Raw genomic sequence first — 17,779 nt, forward strand, 5'->3', positions numbered from 1 at the left:
ACGGTGGGGCGGACGGAATCCGTCCGCCCCACCGTGGCGTCGGGTCACGTCACGGGGCCCAGTCGGGGTCGCGGCCGAAGGCGGCCAGGAGGCGGTCCTGTTCGCCGGCCCCGGCGGGCAACTCGATCTCGGGTTCGACGAGCCCGTTGCGCCGGTAGTCCTCGACGTGGCGGGAGTACCAGCGGGCCGCCTCGGCGACCGCGTCGGCGTCCATCGTCGGGTCCGCGCCGATCGCCACCGCCAGGTCCCAGCCGTGTACGAGGTGTTCGGCAAGCATCTGGTGCAGGTACTCCTCGGCGGAGGTGGCACCGGCCGACAGGTGCACGGTCCGGTCCAGGGTGCCCGGACTGGTCGCGGCGACCTCGGCCTGCGCCGCGGCCTCACGGGCGACCTTGATCGGGTCGGCACCGAGCTGGTCACCGTCGTAGCGGTCACCGACCTCGTCGATGGTGCGTCCGGCGAGCAGCGGCACGCTCCAACGTTCCTCGCTGACCACATGGTTGACAAGTGTGCGGACGTCCCAGCCGGGGCAGGGGGTGGCGGCCGACCATTGTCCGGGGTGCACCTGTTCCACCCGGTCGGTGAACTCGGCCAGGCTGCGCCGGTACGTCTTCAGCAGCTCCATGCCGCCTTTGTTCCCGCCGGTGGCTCGGGTAACCCGCCGGATTCGGTGGCGCCGGTAACCCTCGGATCCGGCCGGCCGCCGGTGCGGCTAATCCAACTGTTCGGGATCCAGTCCCAACTCGCGGGCGGTCACCAGGCGCACCCACTCGGCGAACTGCCGACGGGAGATCACCCGGTCGTGCACCGCGAGTTGCACCGCCAGGCCGTCCATCACGGCGCTGATCCGCCAGGCGGCGCCGGCCGGGTCGGCGCAGACGAAGCTGCCTTCCCGGACCCCGTCGGCGATCACCGTGGCGAGATCCTGCCGCCAGCGCAGGTCCAGCTTGCGGGAGACCTTCTCCAACTCGGGGGTACGCAGGGACTCCGCCCAGCCGTCGATCCACATGGACCAGGAGGTGGCGCGCCCGGCCGGAGTGTAGAGGCGCAGGATGCGGCGGAGCTTGGTCAGCGGCGGGGCGCTGGAACGGGTGACCGCGTCGAGCCGGGCCAGATCCTGCTCGACGGCGTACGCGAAGGCCTGGGCGAGCAACCGTTCCTTCGTGGCAAAGTGGTAGAAGACCAGCGCCTGGCTCACGCCGGCGGCCTGCGCCACGTCAGCCGTGCGGGTGTTCGCCAACCCGCGCTGCCCGATCACGTCACATGCGGTGCGCAGCAGGGCATCCAGGCGGATTTCCGCCGCACGTCTCGTCACGCCCGTCACCGTATCCGATTGAGTTGGATACGGCCGGTCACCAAACCCCTGTTGATCCTGCTTACGACAGTCGGAAGCCGGACAGTTCCGGACTCGCCGGGACGGGAGCCCGATTTGGCATCCGTTCCACCGCTCGGCTAGAGTTCTCATCCGTCACCGGGTACACCCGGGGCGTGCGGACGTAGCGCAGTTGGTAGCGCATCACCTTGCCAAGGTGAGGGTCGCGGGTTCGAGTCCCGTCGTCCGCTCGGAGCTGCCGCCACGCGTGACGGGGGCAACCTCGGTGGGGTGGCCGAGAGGCGAGGCAACGGCCTGCAAAGCCGTGTACGCGGGTTCAAATCCCGTCCCCACCTCGGTAAGAACAGCAAGGGCGATTGGCGCAGTGGGAGCGCGCTTCCTTGACACGGAAGAGGTCACTGGTTCAAACCCAGTATCGCCCACCAGTAGATCCAACAGTTGAAGGCCCGTTACCGGAGATCCGGTAGCGGGCCTTTCGCATGTCTCCGTCGCACCCGTCGAAAGCGGGTTGACGCTCATTGGTCAGTCCTGCATAGTCAGCACTGACTAAAGGAGCTGTGGTGGAGCGACGTCGGAGAGTGCCCAACCCACTGGCCCTGGCCGTGCTGGCCTGGTTGTTGTGGGAGCCGATGCACCCCTACGAGCTGGGCCGACGACTCAAGCAGACCGGCAAGGACCGGCACATCCGTTACACCCGCAGCTCGCTCTACATGGTCATCGAGCAGCTCGCCCGAGCCGGTTTCGTCACCGCGCAGGAGACGGTCCGGGACAGCGCCCGGCCCGAGCGCACGGTGTACGCGATCACCGAAGAGGGCCGGCACGAGGTGCACGACTGGCTGCGCTCCCTGCTCGCCCAGCCCCGCGAGGAATATCCGCACTTCGCCGTCGCGCTGTCGTTGCTCAGCCTGCTCCCGCCCGACGAGGCGGTCGAGGTGCTGCGTCGCCGGTCGGCGGCGTTGGCCGGCCGGATCGAGGAGACCCGCACGACCATGGACGAGGCCCGCGCCGACGGCGTCGCGTGGATCTTCCTGGTCGAGGAGCAGTACGCGCTCGCGCTGCTGGAGGCGGAGCGCCGGTTCGTCACCGAGCTGATCGAGTCACTCAAGCAGCCGGACTATGCGAAGTCCTGGCAGGAGACCATGGGGGGTCGCGCATGACAGCCGTCCGAACCGCGCTGGTGATCGGTGGCGGGATAGCCGGTCCGGTGACCGCGATGGCGCTACGCCGCGCCGGGATCGAGGCCACCGTCCACGAGGCGTACCCGTCGCCGGCCGAGGGGAGCGGGGTCACCCTGACCATGGCACCCAACGGGCTGGCCGCGTTGCGCTCGGTCGACGCCGAGCGGTCCGTCGAGGGCGTCGGCCTGCCCATGCGACGGACCGTGGTCACCGACGGTCGCGGGGGTCGCATCGGCGCCTTCCCGCACGTGGCGGTGGAACCGGTCACGCTCGGGCTGTGGCGCGACGACCTGGCCCGGGTGCTGCGCGAACGGGCCGAGGCGCAGGGCGTGCGCATCCGGTACGACAAGCGGCTGGTCGACGCCGAGCAGCGCGGTGACGGCGTGCTCGCCCGATTCGCCGACGGCTCCACGGCCAGCGCCGACCTGCTTGTCGGCGCGGACGGCATCCGCTCCCGGGTGCGTACGCTTATCGACCCGCAGGCACCCGCGCCGCAGGTGCTGCCGCTGCTGAACCTCGGCGGCGCGGCCCGGTACGCGGTGCCCGACGCCGATCCGGAGGCGATGTACTTCGTCTTCGGATCCCGGGCCTTCTTCGGCTACTGGGTGCAGCCCGACGGCCGCACCGCCTGGTTCGCAAACGTTCCGGACCGCCGGCCGACCAGCTACGCCGAGGCGAGCCGGGTCCCGAGGCCGCAGTGGTTGCACCGGCTCCGCGAGGTGTTCGCCGACGACGTGCCGGCCCGGCAGGTGCTCGCCCACACCGAGCCGGACGACCTGGTGGCCATCGGATCGATCGAGAGCATGCCGTCGGTGCCGCGCTGGCACAGCGGTCGGATGGTGCTTGTGGGTGACGCGGTGCACGCGCCGTCACCGAGTTCCGGCCAGGGCGCGTCACTGGCCGTGGAGAGCGCCGTGCAGTTGGCCCGCTGCCTGCGGGACCACCCCGACGTGCCGGCCGCCTTCGACGCGTACGAGCGGCTGCGCCGTGGGCGGGTCGAGAAGGTCCTCCGGCGGGGTCGGCAGACGACCTCCACCAAGACGGTCGGCCCGATCGCGAAGCGGATGATGCGATTCATGATGCCGCTGGCGTTGCGTACCTTTCTCGACCCGGAGCGGACGCTCGGCCCGGAGCAGCGCTACCGGATCGACTGGGACGAGCCGGTCGCCACGGAACTGGCCGCCGGCTCCTCCTGAGCCGACGAGCTGCGCCCGCCGCCAGGCCGTCGACGCGTGGCGGCGGTGGCGGCCACCCTCCGGTGACCGCCACCGCCCTACCGGTCACATCGGCGGCGCGACGTCCCGACGCTCCTCGACCCGGCGGTATTCCACCGGCTCCTCCGTCGTGGTGGCGACCGTCTGGCGACGGCGGCCCCAGACGAGCGTCGTCAGGATCAGGCCGAGCACGCCGGCGGCCATCAGGATCCAGCCGACCACGTCCAGGTCGAGCCCGCCGACGCTGGCGTTTACCGCGAAGGTGAGGATGGCGCCGAGCGCCAACAGAAAGATGCTGGTGCCGATTCCCATGACAGCCTCCTTTGTCCGGGGGGTGCGGTGTGCTGTCGGGAGAGGTCTGTACCCGGGGGATGAGCGGCGCAATCACGGTCGTGCCGGGGCGGCGCCCCCGGCGATCTTGCCATCGGGTACAGTTGGCCCGTTCCCGGCGCATGACGGGAGCAGGCGGACGTAGCGCAGCTGGTAGCGCATCACCTTGCCAAGGTGAGGGTCGCGGGTTCGAATCCCGTCGTCCGCTCGCGGTCCGGCCACACCCGCGGGTGTCGCCGGTTCACCACGGGCGATTGGCGCAGTGGGAGCGCGCTTCCTTGACACGGAAGAGGTCACTGGTTCAAACCCAGTATCGCCCACCATCTATGGCGCAACACCGTTGAGCTGCGAAGACGCGGTTTCCGCGCGGGGGGCACGGCTCAGACTCGGAAGGTACGCCGGTAGGTGTCCGGCGGTACCCCGATCGTGCGGTGAAAATGCCGGCGTAACGTCGTCGCCGTGCCCATGCCGGCGGCCGAGGCGATGGTGTCGATGCTGTCGTCGGTGCCTTCCAGCAGTTCCTGCGCGCGGCGGATCCGCTGCGTGAGCAGCCACTGGAGCGGAGTGGTGCCGGTCACCGAGCGGAAGTGGCGGGCCAGCTGACGGGAGCTGAGGTTCGCCCGGCGGGCCAGATCCTCGACGGTGAGCGGTTGATCCAGTCGGTGCATCACCCAGGGGAGCAGTTCGGTCAGGGGATGACCGTCCTGGGCGGGCACCGGTGTGCTGACGAACTGGGCCTGACCACCGGCCCGGTGGGGTGGCACGACCAGGCGACGCGCGACCACGTTGGCGGTCGCCGGGCCGTGATCACGGCGGACCAGGTGCAGGCACAGGTCCATCGCCGCGGCCTTGCCAGCCGAGGTGAGCACCGAGCCGTTGTCGACGTAGAGCACGTCCGGGTCGACGGTCACCCGCGGATAGCGCGCGGCCAGGGCAGTGGTGTGGGCCCAGTGCGTCGTCGCCCGCAGCCCGTCCAGCAGGCCGGCGGCGGCGAGCACGAACACGCCCGTGCAGAGGGAGACCACCCGCGCACCCGATTCGTGCGCCGTACGCACCGCCTCGACCAGGTCGATGGGCGGCTCCTCGTCGACGTCCGCCAGGGCGGGAACGATCACGGTGTCGGCGTCCGCCAACCGGTCGAGCCCGTGGTCCGGCTCCAGCCGGAACCGGCCGACGTGGACGGGGTGCGTGCCGCACACGCGGACGTCGTACCAGGGGCCGGGCACGGCGTCCGGTGCGGAGCCGAAGACCTCGTAGGCCAGCGCCAGTTCGAAGTGGAGCATTCCGTCGGTGGCGGCGATCGCGACGGAGTGCGGGGCAGCGCTCATGTCGGAAATTGTACGGGTCGTGTCGTTCCAGACACTCGCCCCGCCTTCCCAGCCCCGGCAGAGTCATGCCCAGAAGATCACATCGAGCGGCGAGCAGGGAGCAGGCATGGGATCAAGTGCAGCGGTGGCGGTGTTCGGCGCGTACGGGCACACCGGCAGGTTCGTGGTCGCGGAGTTGTGCGAGCGCGGCTACCTGCCGCTGCTGCTCGGTCGTGACGAGGACAAGCTGCTGGCGCTGGCGCGGACCCGACCGGGGCTGGAAACGCGACAGGCGGCGGTCGACGATCCGGCCTCCCTCGACCGTGCGCTGCGCGGCGCGACCGCTGTGATCAACTGTGCCGGGCCGTTCGCCTCCACCGCCGCCGCGCTGGTGGCGGCGGCGCTGCGCGCCGGCATCCCGTACGTCGACGTGGCGGCGGAGATCGAGGCGAACCTCGACACGTTCCGGCACTTCGCGGCGCCGGCCCGCGCCGCGGGCGTCGTGGTGGTCCCGGCGATGGCGTTCTTCGGCGGTCTCGGCGACCTGCTGGTCACCACCGTCATGGACGACTGGGCGGCGGCGGACGAGGCGCACATCGCCTACGGTCTGACCAGTTGGCGACCCACCGCCGGAACCCGCGCCTCGGGCGCGGTGTCGGCACAGCGACGAGGTCGCCGCCGGGTCCGCTACACCAGCGGGAAGCTGGAGTACCACGATGACGCGCTGTCGACTCTGGAGTGGCCGTTCCCGGCTCCGCTCGGCTCGCAACGCGTCATCGGGGACTTCACGATGGCCGACGTCGTCACCGTGCCCAGCCACCTGGCCGTCCCACGGGTGTGCACCTACATGGCGGCCACGGCAGCGGCGGACCTGTCCGCCGCGGACGCGTCGGCGCCGACCGCTGTCGATGAGCGCGGCCGATCCGCGCAGACCTTCGTCGTCGACGTGCTCGTCCGAGCCGGCGGTACGCAACGACGCCTGGCGGCGACCGGTCGGGACATCTACGCGATCAGCGCGCCGCTCGCGGTTGAGGCCGTCGACCGCATCCTCACCGGCCGGACCAGGACCGTCGGTGTCGCCTCGGCGGGCGCGGCCTTCGACGCACCGGACTTCCTCGCCGCCCTGTCCCCGGACCTCTCGCTGCATGTCCCGCGCGAATCCGCGCTGGCGGGCTTCGGCCCGGATCACCTACGGTGATCCGGGCAAACTTTCGCTGGTGGGCGCAGGTCCGGATCAGCTGCGGTGATCCGCGCAGCGGTCAGGCGGTGCCGGGCAGGCCGGCCAGGCGGACGGTCGCGGGCGGATGCGGTCAGCGCCCGTCCGCGCTGGTGGGTAGCGCGAAACGCCAACCGTCCGCGTGCAGTGCGGGGATGGCCCGGTCGACGGCGTCGACGGTCTGGCTGCGGTCGCCGCCGCCGTCGTGCAGCAGCACCACCGCGCCCGGTGCGACGCCCTCGATGAGGCGCCGCAGCAGCTCGTCAGTGCCGGGCGGTTCCCAGTCCGTCACGGCGAGCCGCCAGCCCATCGGTCGCATCCCGAGCGCCGTGGCCACGCTGGGCGTCTGGCCCCAGGCGCCGTACGGTGCCCGGAAGTAGGGGACCCGGACGTGCGGGACGGCGTGCCGGATGACCGCGTTGGTCTCCAGCAGGTCCGAGGCGATCCGGCCGGCGGTCCAGGAGCCCATGTCGTCGTGGTGCATGCTGTGGTTGCCCAGCGCGTGCCCGGCCTCGACGATCCGGCGTACCAGCCCGGGATGCTCGATGACACGGTCGCCCTGAAGGAAGAAGACCGCCCGGACGTCGTGGGCGGCCAAGATGTCGAGCAGGTGCGGGGTGTGCTCCGGGTGCGGTCCGTCGTCGAAGGTGAGGCACATGACCCGCTCGGTGCCGATCACCTCGGTGGGCCGTACCGGCGGCGGTCCGAGGCCCAGCCTGGACACGGCACGCGGGGGATGCAGGGGCTGCGTGGTGGACGACATCGGTCGGACCTTCCGCTGGGTGGGCCGGGTGGGGCGCCGAGCGCCCCACCCGGCCCGCTGGTGGTGGATGGCTGGTCCGCCCGCCGTGACGAGGATCAGCGGCGGGGCTTGGGTGCGATGCGGGGCAGGACGTACGGCGGGCCGGCGAGGATCAGGTCGGACTTGATCTCGTGGTAGGCCAGCTTGGGCTGGTAGTTCTCGTCCATGATGGTGGCCAGGCCCTCGGGCGGGTCGTCGAACCAGCCCGGCACCCAGGAGTGCTTGTCGCTGAAGCCCCAGACGGTGTACGAGAGGCAGCTGCGGACGGCCAGGCAGGCCTTCATCAGCACGCTGTGGTTGGCGGCCGACGCCTGCAACCTGGGGTTGATCTCCTCGGTGTTGCCGGCCTGAACCGCCTCGGTCATCTGGCTACGGACGTCCACCTCGGTGAACGCGGTCGCCACCCCGAGCGAGGTGAACTTCTTCAGCGCCTCGGTCACCTGGAAGGTGTTGAAGTTGCCGTACTGGGTGCCGAGGTGGCCCTGTGCGCCGACGCCGTCGATCGGTACGCCCTGGGCGCGCAGCCGCTTGACCATGTCGTAGACGAACTGGGTCTTGTCGTCGGCCGGGTTGCCCGAGCCGAACGCCTCGATGTTGTAGTCGTTGTAGAACAGCAGTGCCTTGGGGTCGGCGGCGCGGGCCCACCGGAACGCGTCAGCGAGGTAGCCGGGCCCGAGGTTCTCGGCCCAGAAACCCTTGTAGTGCAGGGTGGGCGGAGTGTCCCAGGGGTCGCTGACCGCCTCGTTGACGACGTCCCACTGCCAGATCTTGCCCTTGTAGCGCTTGACCACCGTGGTGATGTGCTTGCGCAGCAGCTCGCGCAGCTCCTGCTTGCTGATCGAGCCGTCGGCGACCCCTTCGGTCAGCCACTGCGGCAGCTGGTTGTGCCAGACGAGCACGTGACCTCGTACGCTCTGGCGGTTGCGCTTGGCGAAGTTGACGAGCTGGTCGGCCGGCTCCCAGTTGTAGGTGCCGCGGGTGGGTTCGAGGCTCTCCCACTTCATGGCGTTCTCGGCGGTGACCGAGACGAACTCGGATGCGGTGATCTTGCGGTATTCCGGGTCGGCGGTGTCGTTGAGGGCGTCCGCGCTGACCGCGGTGCCGATGTGCAGGCCGTGGCGCAGGCCGAGTGCGCCCAGGGTCTGTGCGGTCGGGTCGTACGGCCGGCCGGCCGTGGCCGGCACCATGTTCAATGCCGTCGCGGTCGCGACGGCGACCGCACCGACGGCCATCCACCGTCTCAACTTCATCTGCATTCCTCTCGATCTTCAATCGACAAATGTCGATCATGAAGTGCAGGCTAGGGCCGGTGCTGAGCAGGTTGGCAGCGGAACGTGGCGCCGTGACCGGACGTGTCTCGTGGTCGCGGAGGGCGCCGATATTTTTCCGGATGTCGATCGGTAACTTGGCCGAAACGTTAGGGCCATCGATGGCCGCAGTCAACCACGAAAAATTCCGGAAGTGGGCCCTGTGCACTGCTGGAACGTCCGGTTTACAACCGGAAACTTCCGGATCCAAGGGCCCCGTCGCCGCTGTGGAAGGGGCCGGGCCGGCTCGCTCCCGCGGGTTCCGTGGACGGGGTCGAGCCGGCCCGGGTCGAGGGCCCGCCGGCAGCGGGTCGGTCGGACGGCGTGCGCCGCCCACCGATGCGGATCAGTGCTCGAGATAGGTGGCGTGGTCGAAGTCGGCGTAACGCCCGTCGCCGCCGATGTCCTGCACCCAGAGGCCGAGCAGGGCGCCGGTGAAGCCCCAGGCCGCTGGCTCACCGTCGACGATCCGGGCCGCGTGTTCGTCCGAGAGGATGGTGGCATCCAGTTCCACCGGCAGTCGCCGCCAACCGTCACCGAGGTCGTACGCGAAGTGCAGCACCGGGCCGTCGAAGGTGACCCGCAGCCCCACCCGCAGCCGACCACCCGTGTCGACGGTCAGTTGCGGGTACGCGGTGCGGTGGCCGCCGTCGCAGCTGAGCAGCTCCAGCACGGAGCGTCCGTCGTCGGCCCGGGTCAGGTAGAGGTGGTGCCAGTTCTCGGTGTTGTAGTAGCCGGTGATGCCCGCCAGGTGCCGGTGGTCGCCCGGGTCGAACTCGACGACGGTCTCCAGCGAGCAACGGACCGCACCCACCGGCCGCGCCACCAGGCTCGGCGTCTGCTTACCGACGGGGGACTGGCCACCGTGCACCCGCAGGTACGACGGGCGGGAGCGCAAATCGATCCAGTCGTCGGTCGCCGGTCGCCGCAGGGTCGACCAGCCGGCACCCAGCTGGGGAGCGTCGAAGTGGTCGGTGGCCGGCTCGTCGGGCCACGGGTGGGCCGGCAGGTCCGGGGCGGGGATCTCGTCGGCCGGAACCCGGCCGGACACGCACGGCCAGCCTCCCGGCGACCAGTCGACCTTCTGTATTGCGGTTTCCCGCCCGAGGACGCAGTTGCCGAGCGGAGTGTAGGGGCGAGCCACCAGGTGGGCCAGGTACCACTCACCACGCTGGGTACGGACCAGACTGCCGTGACCGGCCTTCTGCAACGTCAGCTCCGGGCGACCGACCGAGGTGAGCAGGGGCCCGGCCGGGTCCACCTCGTACGGTCCGAACAGGTCCCGCGACCGGGCCACGGTGACCTGGTGCTCCCAACTGGTGCCGCCCTCGGCGGTGACCAGCCAGTACCAGCCGTCGTGCCGGTAGAGGTGTGGTCCCTCGGTCAGACCTACCTCGGTGCCGGTGAAGATGATCCGGGGTCGGCCGACCAGTTGCCGTCGGGCCGGGTCATACTGCTGAATCTCGATGCCGCCGAAGCGGTCGCGCCCAGGCCGCCAGTCAGCACTCATCGCCAGCAGCCAGGAGGTGCCGTCGTCGTCGTGGAACAGCGCGGCGTCGAAGCCGTGCGAGTGCAGCCGCACCGGGTCCGACCACGGTCCCGTGATGGTCGGCGCGGTGGTGAGGAAGTTCTGGGCGTCCCAGTAACCGCTGGCGAAGCTGGCGACGTCGCTGTAGACCAGGTGGAACAGTCCGTCGTGGTACGTGAGGTCGGGCGCCCAGATCCCGTTGGAGTCGCCGCAGCCGCGCAGGTCGAGCAGGCGTCGTTCGGTGATGATCCCGCCGAGCTCCCGCCAGTGGACGAGGTCCTTCGAGTGGTGCACCCGCACACCGGGATACCACTCGAAGGTGGAGGTAGCCAGATAGTAGTCGTCGTCGACCCGCAGGATCGACGGATCCGGATGGAAGCCGGTGAGGACGGGGTTGCGGATCGACCGGGCGATAGCCACGTCTGCGATCTCGGTCGACATGTTCGACTCCTTCAGGTCACGATCCCGGTTTATTCCCGGAAATACTCCGGAAGTGCCAAGATTGCGCTCACGGTATCGGCTCGCGTCGGCTCGCGACACCCCCTTGACCGGCGACGCAAAGCCGTCGTAACGTGCCGGCCATCACGTCGAAAATACCGGTATCGAAGCGAAACTTGCGATCCCGTTTTCATGGCCGCCGCCGAGCGCGGTGGTGTTCCCTCCGCGTACTACGCCTCCCGAAGGGATGAACCATGACATCGCACCTCTCCCGCCGGTCGCTGCTGGGGTTGGCCGGCGCTGGTGCCGGCGCACTCCTGCTCGGCGCCTGCGGGGATGGGGACGGCGGCGCTTCCGCGAGCCCGCAGAAGATCAGATGGTGGCACGTCCAGGACGCCGAGCCGATGCTCAGCGTCTGGGCTGATCTGGCACGGCAGTACGAGAACGCGCACACCCACGTCACCGTCGAGGTGCAGCCGTTGGAGGTCGAGGCGTTCAAGACGAAGCTGAACGGTGCGGTCGAGGCGGCGATGCCACCGGACCTGTTCCAGTCGTGGGGCGGCGGGGCACTCCAGCAGCAGGTCGAGGCCGGCCTCGTCAAGGACATCACCAGCGAGGTCCAGGGTTGGATCGGTCAGCTGCTGCCCGCCTCGTTGCAGCCGTACACGGTGAACGACAAGATCTACGGCATTCCGTTCGACATCGGCATGGTCGGCTTCTGGTACAACCGGGACCACTTCGCCAAGGCCAACATCGAGACGCCGCCGAAGACCTGGGGCGAACTGCTGGAGGTTGTCACCAAGCTCAAGGCCGTCAACATCGCCCCGATCGCGCTCGGCGGCAAGGACAAGTGGCCCGGGCACTACTACTGGGCGTACCTGGCGATGCGGATCGGCGGTCTCGAGGCGCTGCAGCGCGCGGCCGAGGACCGGAACTTCAACACGCCGGTCTTCGTCGCCGCCGGTGAACGCCTCCGGGAACTGGTCGACATGCAGCCGTTCCAGAAGGGCTACCTGCGCGCGGAGTACGGGTCCGAGACCGGGCAGGCCGCGACGATGGGCAACGAGGAAGCTGCCATGGAGCTGATGGGCCAGTGGGCGCCGTCGGTGCAGGCGTCCTCCTCGACCAGCAAGCGCGGCCTCGGTGACCGGCTCGCCTTCTTCCCCTTCCCGGCCGTCGAGGACGGCAAGGGCTCGGCCACCGACGCGTTCGGTGGCGGTAACGGCTTCGTGGTCGGCCGCGACGCACCGCCCGCAACCGTGGAGTTCCTGCGGACGCTGCTCCAGGCGAGGAACCAGCGCCGGGCCGCGCAGACCGGCGCGGTACTGCCCACCAACCAGGCCGCGGTCGGCGGGATCAAGGACCTCAACAACCAGGTCGTGGCGGCGAACCTGGGCATCGCGACCGGCTTCCAGCTCTACCTCGACCAGGCGTACCCACCGGCGGTGGGTCAGCAGGTAAACGAGAGTGTGGCCCAGCTGATCGCCGGCACGAAGCGGCCGGACGAGATTGTCAAGGACATCACCAGGGTCGCGAAGAAGCAGTAGCGGGTGTCGCCGGCGCTCGGGCACCGCGCCGTCGCCGTACGTCAGCCCGTCGGCGCTACCGCCGGCGGCGTCGAGGGATGAGCGAAGTAGGGAGGGCGCATGGCTGCCAACGACAACCGGACAGTGACCATCGCGGCCATCGCCCGCCTGGCGGGGGTGTCGGTGCCGACGGTGTCCCGGGTGATCAATGGTCGTTCGGATGTGGCTCCGCAGACCCGTGAGCGGGTGGAGGAGTTGCTGACGCGGCATGGTTACCGGCGTCGGCCGCCGAGTATGCGGGCCAGTTCGGGGTTGGTGGACCTGGTCTTCAACGACCTGGACAGTCCGTGGGCGGTGGAGATCATCCGGGGTGTGGAGGATGTGGCGCACGCTGCGGGGGTGGGCACCGTCGTCTCGGCCATCCACCGCCGCTCGTCCTCGGCCAAGCAGTGGCTGGACAACATCCGGACCCGGTCCACCGAGGGGGTCATCTTCGTGACCTCCACCCTCGAACCGCCACAGCAGGCGGAGTTGCGCCGGCTCAACATCCCGGCCGTGATCGTCGACCCGGCGGGTGTCCCCGCCCAGGACGCGCCGACCATCGGCGCCACCAACTGGGCGGGGAGCCTGCGGGCGACGGAGTATCTGATCGGGCTGGGGCACCGGCGGATCGGGTTCATCGCGGGGCCGCCGCAGTTGATGTGCAGCCGGGCCCGGATGGACGGCTACCGGGCGGCCCTGGAAGCCGCCGGGATCCCGATCGACGACCGGTTGATCCAGGCGGGCAACTTCTACCACGAGGCCGGCTTTTCCGGTGGGGTGCGGTTGCTGGGCCTGACCGAGCCGCCGACGGCGATCTTCGCGTCGAGCGACCAGATGGCGTTGGGCGTGTACGAGGCGGTCCGGCAGCGCGGTCTGCGGATGCCTGATGACGTCAGCGTGGTGGGTTTCGACGACCTGCCGGAGGTGCGGTGGTGTTCGCCGCCGTTGACCACGGTGCGGCAGCCGCTGGCCGAGATGGGGATGTTGGCGGCGCGGACGGTGCTGCGGCTGGCCCGCGGTGAGAAGGTGGAGAGCCCCCGGGTGGAGCTCGCCACCGAACTCGTCATCCGGGACAGCGCGGCCGCGCCGCAGGCCGACCGGGGGTCGTCGGAGTGAACTGCGCCAACTACCGATAGTCGAGTGAAATTTTCGGCACTAGGGTGTGGGCGGGCGGCTGGTTGCCCGCCCTGGCCGCCCCGGGGCAGGGTGCGGGCTGTCGCCGTACCGGTTGGGTAGGGAGTGCCGTGGTTGCCAGAGACACCCGGAAGATCACGATTTCCGCGATAGCGGACCTGGCGGGGGTGTCGGTGCCGACGGTGTCCCGGGTGATCAATGGTCGTTCGGATGTGGCTCCGCAGACCCGTGAGCGGGTGGAGGAGTTGCTGACGCGGCATGGTTACCGGCGTCGGCCGCCGAGTATGCGGGCCAGTTCGGGGTTGGTGGACCTGGTCTTCAACGACCTGGACAGTCCGTGGGCGGTGGAGATCATCCGGGGTGTGGAGGATGTGGCGCACGCTGCGGGGGTGGGCACCGTCGTGTCGGCCATCCACCGGCAGACCTCCTCCGCGGAGCAGTGGCTGGACGGCATGCGCCGCCGGGGCACCGAGGGCGTGATCTTCGTGACCTCGATGGTCGAGCCACCCCTGCAGGCCGAGCTGCGCCGGCTGAGCATCCCGGTCGTGATCGTCGACGCGGACGGCCTGCCGGCCCGGGAGGCGACCACGATCGGTGCCACCAACTGGGCAGGAGGCCTGCGGGCGACGGAGTATCTGATCGGGCTGGGGCACCGGCGGATCGGGTTCATCGCCGGACCGCCGCAGTTGATGTGCAGCCGGGCCCGGATGGACGGCTACCGCGCCGCCCTGGAAGCCGCCGGGCTGTCCTTCGACGAGGACCTGGTCTGCCCGGGCGACTTCTACCACGAGGCCGGTTTCAACGGTGGGGTGCGGTTGCTGGGCCTGACCGAGCCGCCGACGGCGATCTTCGCGTCGAGCGACCAGATGGCGTTGGGCGTGTACGAGGCGGTCCGGCAACGCGGTCTGCGCGTACCTGACGACATCAGCGTGGTGGGTTTCGACGACCTGCCGGAAGTCCGGTGGTGTTCACCGCCGTTGACCACGGTGCGGCAGCCGCTGGCCGAGATGGGGATGTTGGCGGCGCGGACGGTGCTGCGGCTGGCCCGAGGCGAGCAGGTGGAGAGCCCCCGGGTGGAGCTCGCCACCGAACTCGTCATCCGGGACAGCGCGGCTGCGGCCTAACCAGGTATCGATATTTTTCCGGAAGTTGTTGACGCGGCATCCGGTGGGGCCGACGATGGGACTCGCCGTCCTTTCACCAAGGAACTGGCTGGTGGTGCCCGCCGTGCCCGCGGCACCGCCCGGCCGTGTCCGGCGGACGCCCACGCCGTCCGCCGGACACGGCACCCACCTTCCACCCGGCCAGGCGCAGGTCGTCGCCGGCTTCTGCCGTTGGCAGATCCGCTGACGGTGAACGAGCCACCCAGACGCCGCCGACAAGGGGCAGGGTGGCTCAGATGAAACTCCTCATGCTGGGCGGGTCGGGATTCGTTGGCGGGGCGGTGGTCGCCGAGGCGATCCACCGGGGCTGGGCGGTGACGACGTTCAACCGGGGGCGGCACGGGGCGCCCCCGGCTGGCGTACGGCAACTGGTGGGTGACCGCACCACCGTCGACGGGTTGGCCGCGCTGGCCGAGGGAGAGTGGGACCTCGTCGTCGACACCTGGGACGGCGCGCCCCGCGCAGCCCAGGCGACGGCACGGATGCTGGCCGAACGGGTCGGGCGCTACGTCTACGTCTCCAGCGGTTCGGTGTACGCCCGGCCGGTACCGGCCGGCGTGACCGAGCAGGCGCCGCTGGTCGACGCCGCCCCGGACGACATCGACGGTGACTACCCGACGCTCAAGGCCGGTGCCGAGCGGGCCCTACGCGCGGTGTTCGGCGACCGGGTGCTGCTCGCCCGGGCCGGGCTGATCCTCGGTCCGGGCGAGGACATCGGCCGGCTGCCGTGGTGGCTGAACCGCCTCGCCCGGGGCGGTGACGTGCTCGCGCCCGGCCCTGCCGACCTGCCCGTGCAGTACGTCGACGTCCGCGACCTGGCGGCCTTCCTGCTGGACGCCGGGGTCGCCGGCCAAGCCGGCGCGGTCCACGTGGTGAGCCGACCCGGCCACACCACCATGGGCGAGCTACTCACCGTCGGTGTGACGGCCACCGGCGCTGACGCTCGGCTGCGTTGGGTCGAGCCGGGGCAACTGCTCGCCGCGGGTGTGGAACCGTGGAACGATCTGCCGGTCTGGATTCCGCCGGGCCACGAGTACCGGTGGATGCAGCAGATGGACGTCACCCGTGCGTACGCTGACGGGCTCAGCTGTCGACCGGTGACCGAAACCGTCGTCGACACCTGGGCCTGGTTGCGCCGGGTGGGTTCGGTGCCGGCCCGCGCCGGTCGACCGGCCCGGCGGCCGGTCGGTCTGGACCCGGCCCGGGAGGCCGGCCTGCTCGCGGCCCTGACCACCGACGTTCCGTCCCCGGTGCCACCCAGCTGACGTCCCCGGTGCCACCCACCGCTGACAGCCGTTAGGCGAGGTGCACCGGCAGGTCCAGCACCTCGTCCACCGTGCGGCGGGGAGTGGGCCGGCCCGGCTGGCCGTACCCGATCCGCATCACCATCTGTGGCGTACCGAACCGTCCCAGCGACAGCCGGAGCTGCTCCCGGGCCGACGGCACCTCGATCGGTTGGGACAGCATCGACACGGACAGCCCGGCGTCGGTGGCGGTCAGCAGCATCCGCTGCAACGCCTGACCCGCGACCACCTGGTCGACGGCGGTGTTGCCGGCGGAGCCGAGCACCGCCACGAGCGGCTCCGGCTCGAAGTCGCGTCCGGGTGCCCGCTGAATACCGCCGAAGCCACGCGACGGAAGCAGGTCCTGTGGCTCGGCCTGGGGGCCGCTGGCGGTGACCGGGACGCCGTCCGGCTCGTCTCCGGCGCGTACCCACGCCTCGCGTTCCGCTCGGTAGGCGGGGTCGCGTTCGAGGACCCGGTGCGCGCCGCGAGCGATCTCGGCGAAGGCGTTGACGGCGCTCACCCCGATCAGCAACTCCAGCCAGCAGTGCTCGGCCCGGGCCGCCTCACCCAGCCGCCAGCGGGAGTCGGCCGGGACCGGGTCGGGCCAGAACGGGGCACGGTTGCTGAACCGGCGTGGAATGGCCGCGTAGAGGCTCTGCTCGGCGGGGCTGGGTCGGCGCGGCAGGTCCGGCACCAGCCGGGCCAGCACGTCCGGTTCCGACGGGTACGGACGCAGTCGTACCGTCGCCGGGGCGCCGGCCACCGCCAGGGCGAGGCGCAGGTTGAACAGCGCCGCTCCGCCGGCGAGGCGGGCACCCCAGCCGCTCGGGTCGGTGGCGGGCAGCCGCCGGGTCGGGTCGAGGAGCACCTCGATTCCACCGTCGCGTAGCCGGAACCGCCACGGCTGGACGTTGTGCAGCGACGGCGCACGGACCGCGTCTGTCGCGGCGGCCCGCAGTTGTTCGACGCTGTAGCCGGTTTCCATGGTCGGGCCCCCTCGCATTCGCCTGGTACCTCTTCCCCACCGTGCCCCCCGCCCCCACCCACCCAGCAGGGCCACACGTCCCGAACCCCCAGGACACCCCGCCCTCCCTGCCCCCACCCGCCGAAAGCCGATCATGAAGTTGTTGTCGCGCCACGCCGGACCCAGCCGCAACAACTTCATGATCAACGGGGTGGAAGTTGGTGGGGTGGGTGGGGTGGGTGGGTGGGGGAGGTTGGTTGGGGGAGGTTGGGACTTTTGGCCCGGGCGGGGGTGGGCGGGAGGGGGTAGAAAGGGGGGATGATCCGGGTGTTTCTGCTTGACGACCACGAGGTCGTCCGTCGTGGTCTGGCCGATCTGCTGCATGCCAGCGGCGACATAGAGGTGGTTGGTGAGTCCGGCTCCGCCCCGGAGGCGGCCCGCCGGATTCCGGCGCTCCGGCCCGACGTGGCGATCCTCGACGCCCGGCTACCCGACGGCAACGGCATCGACGTGTGCCGGGACATCCGGGCCGTGGACTCCTCGATCAAGGGGCTGATCCTCACCTCGTACGAGGACGACGAGGCACTTTTCGCCGCGATCATGGCCGGTGCCTCCGGGTACGTGCTCAAGCAGATCCGCGGCACCGACCTCGTCGACGCGGTACGCCGGGTGGCGGCCGGTCAGTCGCTGCTCGACCCGGCGATCACCACCCGGGTGCTGGATCGCATCCGCAGCGGCGTGGAGCAGCCCCGCGAGTTGCAGTCCCTCACCGAGCAGGAGCGGCGCATCCTGGAGTACGTCGCCGAGGGGCTGACCAACCGGGAGATCGCCAGCAAGATGTTCCTGGCCGAGAAGACGGTGAAGAACTACGTCTCCAGCGTGTTGGCCAAGCTCGGCCTGGAGCGTCGTACCCAGGCCGCCGTGCTGGCAACCCGCCTGCTCGGCAAGACCCACTGACCCCACCCGCAGGGCTGCGGCGGCTCGGGCCCGTCGGCGGGACCGACAAGTGCG

At 70.5% G+C, this 17,779-nt stretch carries 16 protein-coding genes and 5 tRNA genes; 13 read left to right on the plus strand and 8 right to left on the minus strand.

The window, feature by feature from the left end; translation table 11 throughout:
- Positions 1-49: 49 nt before the first annotated feature.
- Together AB0J93_RS02935 and AB0J93_RS02940 are read right to left on the minus strand one after the other, a co-directional pair.
- Positions 50-625, minus strand: coding sequence for a TIGR03086 family metal-binding protein (locus tag AB0J93_RS02935; RefSeq protein WP_363917491.1), 576 nt, complete (start codon positions 623-625; stop codon positions 50-52).
- A gap of 87 nt (positions 626-712) precedes the next feature.
- The gene (locus tag AB0J93_RS02940; protein WP_210939633.1) at positions 713-1,315 is read right to left on the minus strand and encodes a TetR/AcrR family transcriptional regulator; all 603 of its coding nucleotides are present in this window, start codon (positions 1,313-1,315) and stop codon (positions 713-715) included.
- Positions 1,316-1,490: 175 nt separating this feature from the next.
- On the opposite strand from AB0J93_RS02940, the gene AB0J93_RS02945 reads away from it, so the two are divergent.
- The 5 genes from AB0J93_RS02945 to AB0J93_RS02965 all read left to right on the plus strand — a co-directional run bounded on the left by AB0J93_RS02945 (position 1,491) and on the right by AB0J93_RS02965 (position 3,707).
- Positions 1,491-1,563, plus strand: a tRNA-Gly gene (locus AB0J93_RS02945).
- A 34-nt stretch (positions 1,564-1,597) separates the two neighbouring features.
- Positions 1,598-1,668 (plus strand) — tRNA-Cys (locus tag AB0J93_RS02950).
- Positions 1,669-1,683: 15 nt separating this feature from the next.
- Positions 1,684-1,758 (plus strand) — tRNA-Val (locus AB0J93_RS02955).
- Positions 1,759-1,893: 135 nt separating this feature from the next.
- The gene (locus tag AB0J93_RS02960) at positions 1,894-2,490 is read left to right on the plus strand and encodes a PadR family transcriptional regulator (protein ID WP_363917493.1); all 597 of its coding nucleotides are present in this window, start codon (positions 1,894-1,896) and stop codon (positions 2,488-2,490) included.
- Positions 2,487-3,707, plus strand: coding sequence for an FAD-dependent monooxygenase (locus AB0J93_RS02965; protein WP_363917495.1), 1,221 nt, complete (start codon positions 2,487-2,489; stop codon positions 3,705-3,707). The genes AB0J93_RS02960 and AB0J93_RS02965 overlap by 4 nt, the downstream gene beginning before the upstream one ends.
- A gap of 84 nt (positions 3,708-3,791) precedes the next feature.
- On the opposite strand, the gene AB0J93_RS02970 is transcribed toward AB0J93_RS02965, so the two are convergent.
- Positions 3,792-4,037, minus strand: a complete 246-nt coding sequence (locus AB0J93_RS02970; RefSeq protein WP_363917497.1) for a DUF6458 family protein — start codon at positions 4,035-4,037, stop codon at positions 3,792-3,794.
- A gap of 153 nt (positions 4,038-4,190) precedes the next feature.
- On the opposite strand from AB0J93_RS02970, the gene AB0J93_RS02975 reads away from it, so the two are divergent.
- Together AB0J93_RS02975 and AB0J93_RS02980 are read left to right on the plus strand one after the other, a co-directional pair.
- Positions 4,191-4,263: transfer RNA gene (locus AB0J93_RS02975), tRNA-Gly, on the plus strand.
- A 40-nt stretch (positions 4,264-4,303) separates the two neighbouring features.
- Positions 4,304-4,378 (plus strand) — tRNA-Val (locus AB0J93_RS02980).
- A 57-nt stretch (positions 4,379-4,435) separates the two neighbouring features.
- Here the strand turns inward: AB0J93_RS02980 and AB0J93_RS02985 are convergent.
- Positions 4,436-5,383 carry a helix-turn-helix domain-containing protein gene (locus AB0J93_RS02985; protein WP_363917499.1) on the minus strand — a complete coding sequence of 316 codons (948 nt, stop codon included), beginning with the start codon at positions 5,381-5,383 and terminating at the stop codon, positions 4,436-4,438.
- 106 nt (positions 5,384-5,489) lie between these two features.
- On the opposite strand from AB0J93_RS02985, the gene AB0J93_RS02990 reads away from it, so the two are divergent.
- Positions 5,490-6,560, plus strand: coding sequence for a saccharopine dehydrogenase NADP-binding domain-containing protein (locus AB0J93_RS02990; RefSeq protein WP_363917501.1), 1,071 nt, complete (start codon positions 5,490-5,492; stop codon positions 6,558-6,560).
- A 112-nt stretch (positions 6,561-6,672) separates the two neighbouring features.
- On the opposite strand, the gene AB0J93_RS02995 is transcribed toward AB0J93_RS02990, so the two are convergent.
- The 3 genes from AB0J93_RS02995 to AB0J93_RS03005 all read right to left on the minus strand — a co-directional run bounded on the left by AB0J93_RS02995 (position 6,673) and on the right by AB0J93_RS03005 (position 10,656).
- Positions 6,673-7,341, minus strand: coding sequence for a polysaccharide deacetylase family protein (locus AB0J93_RS02995; protein WP_363917503.1), 669 nt, complete (start codon positions 7,339-7,341; stop codon positions 6,673-6,675).
- A 95-nt stretch (positions 7,342-7,436) separates the two neighbouring features.
- On the minus strand, positions 7,437-8,630 hold the full coding sequence (locus AB0J93_RS03000; RefSeq protein WP_363917505.1) for an endo-1,4-beta-xylanase: 1,194 nt from the start codon (positions 8,628-8,630) through the stop codon (positions 7,437-7,439).
- Between the two features lie 403 nt (positions 8,631-9,033).
- Positions 9,034-10,656: a glycoside hydrolase family 43 protein gene (locus AB0J93_RS03005; protein ID WP_363917507.1), complete on the minus strand. Its 1,623-nt coding sequence runs from the start codon at positions 10,654-10,656 to the stop codon at positions 9,034-9,036.
- Between the two features lie 251 nt (positions 10,657-10,907).
- Here AB0J93_RS03005 and AB0J93_RS03010 point away from each other — a divergent pair, with 251 nt between their 5' ends.
- From AB0J93_RS03010 to AB0J93_RS03025, 4 genes are all read left to right on the plus strand, one after another.
- The gene (locus AB0J93_RS03010) at positions 10,908-12,200 is read left to right on the plus strand and encodes an extracellular solute-binding protein (protein ID WP_363917509.1); all 1,293 of its coding nucleotides are present in this window, start codon (positions 10,908-10,910) and stop codon (positions 12,198-12,200) included.
- Positions 12,201-12,299: 99 nt separating this feature from the next.
- Positions 12,300-13,337: a LacI family DNA-binding transcriptional regulator gene (locus AB0J93_RS03015; protein ID WP_363917511.1), complete on the plus strand. Its 1,038-nt coding sequence runs from the start codon at positions 12,300-12,302 to the stop codon at positions 13,335-13,337.
- 128 nt (positions 13,338-13,465) lie between these two features.
- Positions 13,466-14,479 (plus strand): LacI family DNA-binding transcriptional regulator, encoded by a 1,014-nt coding sequence (locus AB0J93_RS03020; protein ID WP_363917513.1) that lies wholly within the window; start codon positions 13,466-13,468, stop codon positions 14,477-14,479.
- A 275-nt stretch (positions 14,480-14,754) separates the two neighbouring features.
- Positions 14,755-15,783 carry an NAD-dependent epimerase/dehydratase family protein gene (locus AB0J93_RS03025; RefSeq protein ID WP_363917515.1) on the plus strand — a complete coding sequence of 343 codons (1,029 nt, stop codon included), beginning with the start codon at positions 14,755-14,757 and terminating at the stop codon, positions 15,781-15,783.
- A 31-nt stretch (positions 15,784-15,814) separates the two neighbouring features.
- Here the strand turns inward: AB0J93_RS03025 and AB0J93_RS03030 are convergent, their stop codons facing one another.
- A complete protein-coding gene (locus tag AB0J93_RS03030) occupies positions 15,815-16,789 on the minus strand; it encodes a nitroreductase (protein WP_363917517.1) in 975 nt (324 codons plus the stop codon).
- A gap of 297 nt (positions 16,790-17,086) precedes the next feature.
- On the opposite strand from AB0J93_RS03030, the gene AB0J93_RS03035 reads away from it, so the two are divergent.
- Positions 17,087-17,725 carry a response regulator transcription factor gene (locus AB0J93_RS03035; protein WP_281566709.1) on the plus strand — a complete coding sequence of 213 codons (639 nt, stop codon included), beginning with the start codon at positions 17,087-17,089 and terminating at the stop codon, positions 17,723-17,725.
- The last annotated feature ends 54 nt before the right edge of the window (positions 17,726-17,779 follow it).

The organism is Micromonospora sp. NPDC049374 (assembly GCF_040677165.1).
Lineage (GTDB): Bacteria > Actinomycetota > Actinomycetes > Mycobacteriales > Micromonosporaceae > Micromonospora.

What these genes read in the sequence shown, in the direction of transcription:
- AB0J93_RS03035 (WP_281566709.1), top strand. Translation starts at nt 17,087, where the DNA reads ATGATCCGGGTGTTTCTGCTTGACGACCACGAGGTCGTCCGTCGTGGT.
- AB0J93_RS02995 (WP_363917503.1), bottom strand. Translation starts at nt 7,341, where the DNA reads ATGTCGTCCACCACGCAGCCCCTGCATCCCCCGCGTGCCGTGTCCAGG.
- AB0J93_RS03005 (WP_363917507.1), bottom strand. Translation starts at nt 10,656, where the DNA reads ATGTCGACCGAGATCGCAGACGTGGCTATCGCCCGGTCGATCCGCAAC.
- AB0J93_RS02985 (WP_363917499.1), bottom strand. Translation starts at nt 5,383, where the DNA reads ATGAGCGCTGCCCCGCACTCCGTCGCGATCGCCGCCACCGACGGAATG.
- AB0J93_RS03030 (WP_363917517.1), bottom strand. Translation starts at nt 16,789, where the DNA reads ATGGAAACCGGCTACAGCGTCGAACAACTGCGGGCCGCCGCGACAGAC.
- AB0J93_RS02965 (WP_363917495.1), top strand. Translation starts at nt 2,487, where the DNA reads ATGACAGCCGTCCGAACCGCGCTGGTGATCGGTGGCGGGATAGCCGGT.
- AB0J93_RS02990 (WP_363917501.1), top strand. Translation starts at nt 5,490, where the DNA reads ATGGGATCAAGTGCAGCGGTGGCGGTGTTCGGCGCGTACGGGCACACC.
- AB0J93_RS03010 (WP_363917509.1), top strand. Translation starts at nt 10,908, where the DNA reads ATGACATCGCACCTCTCCCGCCGGTCGCTGCTGGGGTTGGCCGGCGCT.
- AB0J93_RS03015 (WP_363917511.1), top strand. Translation starts at nt 12,300, where the DNA reads ATGGCTGCCAACGACAACCGGACAGTGACCATCGCGGCCATCGCCCGC.
- AB0J93_RS03000 (WP_363917505.1), bottom strand. Translation starts at nt 8,630, where the DNA reads ATGAAGTTGAGACGGTGGATGGCCGTCGGTGCGGTCGCCGTCGCGACC.
- AB0J93_RS02935 (WP_363917491.1), bottom strand. Translation starts at nt 625, where the DNA reads ATGGAGCTGCTGAAGACGTACCGGCGCAGCCTGGCCGAGTTCACCGAC.
- AB0J93_RS03025 (WP_363917515.1), top strand. Translation starts at nt 14,755, where the DNA reads ATGAAACTCCTCATGCTGGGCGGGTCGGGATTCGTTGGCGGGGCGGTG.
- AB0J93_RS02970 (WP_363917497.1), bottom strand. Translation starts at nt 4,037, where the DNA reads ATGGGAATCGGCACCAGCATCTTTCTGTTGGCGCTCGGCGCCATCCTC.